The organism is Metallosphaera yellowstonensis MK1 (genome assembly GCF_000243315.1).
Classification (GTDB): domain Archaea; phylum Thermoproteota; class Thermoprotei_A; order Sulfolobales; family Sulfolobaceae; genus Metallosphaera; species Metallosphaera yellowstonensis.
Window position 1 is genome coordinate 20867 of record NZ_JH597768.1, and the last position, 4958, is coordinate 25824.

Annotated in this window: 3 protein-coding genes and 3 pseudogenes; 1 reads left to right on the forward strand and 5 read right to left on the reverse strand. The window is 41.4% G+C overall.

Annotation, left to right across the window (positions count from 1 at the left end):
• Positions 1 to 119: 119 nt before the first annotated feature.
• Positions 120 to 258: pseudogene (locus tag METMK1DRAFT_RS18200) on the reverse strand (IS256 family transposase); the annotation flags it as partial.
• A 462-nt stretch (positions 259 to 720) separates the two neighbouring features.
• On the opposite strand from METMK1DRAFT_RS18200, the gene METMK1DRAFT_RS07615 reads away from it, so the two are divergent.
• Positions 721 to 2100, forward strand: a complete 1380-nt coding sequence (locus METMK1DRAFT_RS07615) for an oligosaccharide flippase family protein (protein ID WP_009072542.1) — start codon at positions 721 to 723, stop codon at positions 2098 to 2100.
• Between the two features lie 179 nt (positions 2101 to 2279).
• Here the strand turns inward: METMK1DRAFT_RS07615 and METMK1DRAFT_RS07625 are convergent.
• From METMK1DRAFT_RS07625 to METMK1DRAFT_RS07640, 4 genes and pseudogenes are all read right to left on the reverse strand, one after another.
• Positions 2280 to 3257, reverse strand: a pseudogene (locus tag METMK1DRAFT_RS07625) (IS701 family transposase).
• 67 nt (positions 3258 to 3324) lie between these two features.
• Positions 3325 to 3591 (reverse strand): glycosyltransferase, encoded by a 267-nt coding sequence (locus METMK1DRAFT_RS19035; RefSeq protein WP_342632961.1) that lies wholly within the window; start codon positions 3589 to 3591, stop codon positions 3325 to 3327.
• 3 nt (positions 3592 to 3594) lie between these two features.
• Positions 3595 to 4236, reverse strand: a complete 642-nt coding sequence (locus tag METMK1DRAFT_RS19040; protein WP_009072548.1) for a glycosyltransferase family protein — start codon at positions 4234 to 4236, stop codon at positions 3595 to 3597.
• 473 nt (positions 4237 to 4709) lie between these two features.
• A pseudogene (locus tag METMK1DRAFT_RS07640) lies at positions 4710 to 4958 on the reverse strand (IS256 family transposase); the annotation flags it as partial.

Sequence of the window (4958 nt, forward strand, 5' to 3'; positions counted from 1 at the left end):
ACATCTCCCTCACCTTAAACCTTTCTTCAACTGAATTCTTAATACCCTTATAAATCCTGTTATCTGCCATGAATCGATATTATTCTATCAGAATTATTTTTCATAATACGATTTTGGGTCTACCGACCTGGGGGAGGTCCTCTCCGCCTCCTCCAGGGCCCTCCTCTCGATCTCAGCCACCGTTTCATTTAATAACGCGTCCTCCCCAACTACCTCGGGGACGAGCGTGGTCATCACGTGATTGGATAGAGATCTCATGGTATGACCTAGCGCTCGTCCCCTTTTTAGTGTTACTGATGTAGGATCAATTAAGTCACTTTCATTCTATAGAAACAAATAGAAATCGCAATGGAGACCTGAATCGCCCAGAGATCTTCCCGCAGACATATTAAATAGGATAGAAAATATAATCTTAGAGTTTCATGATTACCCTAAGGATCTTCCAGACATTTTGAGAAAAGCTGGGTTCAATGTAGACTATGAGGATAAACCTATAGGGATTTTAAAGGCATACAAAAATGATAAACTTATTATTTAATTTAGTTAATTTTTGGTACTAATGGTAAAATGTGTATAATTATAAATAGTTAAAATTATTTTATTTAATACTTCAATATAGTTTTTAATTGAGTAAATAACCATATAAAATCTATCTTTAACACAAAACTTAACTACTTTTTATACCTAAACCTTTAAAAATATCCACTGTATTTACACTATGTGAATCCATTAAGTGGGGCACTGAAATTCCTTTCCACAACGTTATTTAACTCAGTTCTTGCACTAGTATTCTTCCTTGTAGCAGGGCACTTCGCTACTCCATCCTTTGTAGGAAAAGTGGCAATAATTCAACTTATGGAGACCATTACTGGAGCATTCTTCTCTATCCTTCCATACCAGTTAGTTACCAGAGAAGTTTCGCATTCTTACGCTTCCTCTCAAGGTTATGATAAGCTCGTCTACACATCCCTTTCTTATTCTCTCCTAGTATCTCCCCTCCTCCTTTTCCTCTTGTTCTTTCCGTCATATTTATGGATGTCTATCCCCTATTTCGTGATCTATCTTTTCACAAACTATCAAGGCCAATTGTTAACAGGTTTAGGTAAGTTTACTGAAGTTAATGTAGGTAATGCAGTTTTCACTATTTCCAGGTGGGGTTTTTCAATAATAGCAATTTTCTACCATAGTGTAGAGCTCTTAATATTGATTTGGACTCTGGGGGCTGTAATGAAAGCTGTGTACTATCAAATTCACCTACCATTCAAGTTCTCTCTTGACAAGACTACGTTTAAGGAAATTGCAAAGGTAGGCTTTCCTATATACTTAACCGGCGTCGTTTATTTCATTTCTGGTCAAGGGGACAGGGTAGTTACTGCTTTCCTTTTAGGCTCCTATTACTTGGGTATATACCAGTTAGTAGCCTTAGCTGCGATTGTTCCATCAACGCTTATCTCGTCTTTCTCTTCTTCTCTTCTCCCTTCCTCGACGTACTATTACACAAAGGGAAAGGACATGAAAGAGATTTCTTCCGTGAGTTTTAGAATTGTCACCCTAATTTCTCTACCTTTAGCTATTTTAGGTTACGCTATTTCCCCTCTTTTCATTTCTAAGTTCTTCCCTCAATACGTTTTAGGAATTCCCTCAATGCAGTTGTTAATTTTGTCCTTAACTTCAACGATGCCGTTACAACTCTTATCCACTTTTATGATTGCCGCAAAAAAGGATTATAGGCCTTTCATAATTATAGGCATAATTAGCGCAGCAGAGGTCGTAGGAGTGTCTTATTATCTTATTCCTAGGATAAGTATCTACGGAGCGGCGATTGCTCAAGCTTTTAACGTGATTATTACTTCACTCCTCTATTTGTTTTTCTCCTATTCTCAAGGTGTATTCAAACTGGAAAGGAGGGAAATTGCAGGCCTTGCGTTGATAGGTTTATCTTTTTTAGCTTTCATAAATTGGGAAGTATTATTAATAGTAGTTCTTTTGGGTTTCAAATTGTTAGGAACAATAAGTAATGAAGAAGTTAAGGTAATTGAAGGCTTTACTCCCTATAGTTTAAAGAGGATAACTAAGGTTCTTTATTTAATCGCGAAATAATTGAGGAGTAGCTGATAATGACATTTCTATATAATTTGAAACGTTACATAACAATTATGGAATTTCTTGTTAAGTACAGTAGTTATGGGACTTTAACGTAACTTAAAGATTTTCATCAGCCCCGGCGGTCCGCCTAAATGACGTTCGAGAGCCTGAGGAACGCCTCCACGCTCCTCAGGTTAAGCTCCCCCACCAGCTCCCTGACGACGTTGTTGATGGTGAAGATCGTGAGGTGGCCCTGAAGCCTCTCCCTCCTCCAGAAGGATGAGTCCCAGGGCCTTGACGTCCCTTGGAGCTCCTCGATCTCCCACACGACAGGCCTCCTCCCCGCTGAGCGAGAGGTCGGTGGTGTAGAGGTACCTGACGTGTGTCCCAGAGTCACGTTTATATTCCCGGACTAGCAATTTTACCGTAACCACTCGGTCTCCCAGGGTCAGGTCGGCGTAGTAGACTCCGGGGGGTAGGTCTCCCACTCGGAGGTGTCCCTCCACCTCCTCGAGGGTCCCCTGGACCGACTCGACCCTGAGTTCGGTTGGACTTGAGCTCAGACACCACGTTGTCCCTCACGAGCTTCTCGGACAGTACCACGAGTCGAAGACGACCCTGGACACGCGGAAGTGCTCCTTGAGCACGTCCAACATCTCCCTGGCCAAGTCGATCTTGGTCTTGAACTCGGTAACCATCCCCAAATCCCACATCTTCCTCACGGCGTAGGGGAAAGCTCCCACCATGAACGTCCTGCCCGTGGAGAGGTCCACTATGGCGACCGTGAGGAGCTTGGCCCTCTCGAACCTCCCGTGGGCGTGACAGTAGATCCAGTAGTTCCCGTGGGGGCTCACGTCCTTCCCCCTGGAGTACTCCTTGTGGTCCACGGTGTCGTCTATGATGACGGCCACCTGACCCTTCACCAGCCCCGACAGGACCTCCAGCCCCCACGCGCCGTCGAGTTCTCCCAACGCCTCCAGCAGGTTTGCGTAGTCCAACCCGAACGTCTCGGCCGCGTTCCTCACGCTGGCCCTCCCACCTACCAGGACCGTGAGGACTAGTGCCAACCCGACCTTCCTGCTCCTCCCGTTCCTCCTGACCACGCCCAGCCTGTTGACCGCCTTGACCAGCCTCTCCCTAGCCAACTCGATTTGTCCTTTTCCGTTCGGCATCTTTTCAGCAGGAAGACGTCGAAAAATAAAAACTTCTCGCTAATACCGACTTCTTGGTATTACCTCCCTAAGATTCCCATAACTGCTGTCTCAATTTATCATCTTGCAGAACCTTAATTAAATTGTCAGATAAAGACTTAACATCGCCAGGTTGACTTACCAATGCGTTGTAGCCATTTACAGCATAATCCCTAGAACCTTTGTTATCACTCATAACTACTGGTGTTCCACAAGCCATAGCCTCTAAGGGCGGCAAACCAAAACTCTCAGCGTAAGATGTGAAAATGAATGCATCAGCTGATGAATAAAGCCTAGACAGCTTTTCGTCATCGATATTTTAGAAAACGGTATAAGAAAAATCCATGCCAATATTTTTAGAATATGCCTTTATTAAATCTTTACTACCAACTATTATTGCATGAATAGGTATCTTTTTATTAACTATTTTTAAAACTTCTAAGCCTATGTCGTCTCCTTTTTGTTTCTGACCCCTTAGTATTAGCATAACTCTCCTCTTGTTATCATTTTGCAGCTCTCTTTTCAGTCTGAAAACTTCTAAGTTAACACCAGGGTTAGCTATGGTAACTCTAGCGGTAGGGTTGTTATCAAGTATTAACCGTTTAGTGTAAGAGGAAACTGTAACGAAGGAGAAAGGAAGTTTTAGAGAGAGCTTAAACATGTTTAGTCCTATTTTCCCTTCATTATTCTCAACTAACTCTGGGAAGTCTTGCATTAAATAAAGAGGCCTTTTACTTTGTGAAAACCAAACTGAGAATGCTGTTAAATAATAGGTCGCTATTGTGATGTCAGAATCGAAATTCTGAATGAATTCAGCCAATTCTGTAACTAAGTCAGACTTTATTCCTAGAAGCGAGTTAAATATTAATAATGAGTCATAAGGTTTAATTTTACTATTTTTAAGTTTAATAAGATTATACACTTTATGAAGATTATATAAAGTTTTACCTATTTTATTCATAAATTGATATTATATTATTAGGTTTTAATACTGTAAAGTTTTTTGAGAAATATTTCGCTACCTTTCTTTCCCATTGTTAAAGCTAATAATATAGCAAATATTCTTCCTATTAGGGAAGACCACGATGTATTACCTTCTATAGCTAGCTTTATTTGTTTGATTAATAGCGAGTTCCATGAAGGCAATTTAGTCTTATACTCACATTCGAAATATCTATTTAAGACGTAGACCCAAAACGCACGTTCTGAAATCATATTCTCAATAATCTTTTTAAGTTCTCTCCCATTAATAATATTGAATAAGGTTCTATAATCATCTAAATGACGATTCATTGTACATATTATCTTTTTTTGATTTGCTAAGAAAATCTCATAGCTAGACAAACTAGTAATAGTAGTTTTCCCAGAGGGCGATTCAGGGCTCCTTTGCAAATTGTAATATCTCTGTTGATTTGGACTTATTCAATGGAGGAATTATTGAATATATTTGACCGTTTCACGAAGAAATAAGGAACCCTGTAATATTATTACAAGAATGAGATAACAGGTCGAGAGGTTGTAGTTGAGGGCTATGGCCCGGGCGATCTGGAGTATCCTCCAGGGGGAGTGGCACTTCCCGAACCTCCTCCTCTCCAGGAGGGAGTTGAAGGACTCGGCCAGGTTGTTTGACCTGAGGAGGGGCCAGAGCTCCCTGGGGGCGAGGAGGTAGGAGAGGAGGGGGGA

What these genes read in the sequence shown, in the direction of transcription:
- METMK1DRAFT_RS19040 (WP_009072548.1), bottom strand. Translation starts at nt 4,236, where the DNA reads ATGAATAAAATAGGTAAAACTTTATATAATCTTCATAAAGTGTATAAT.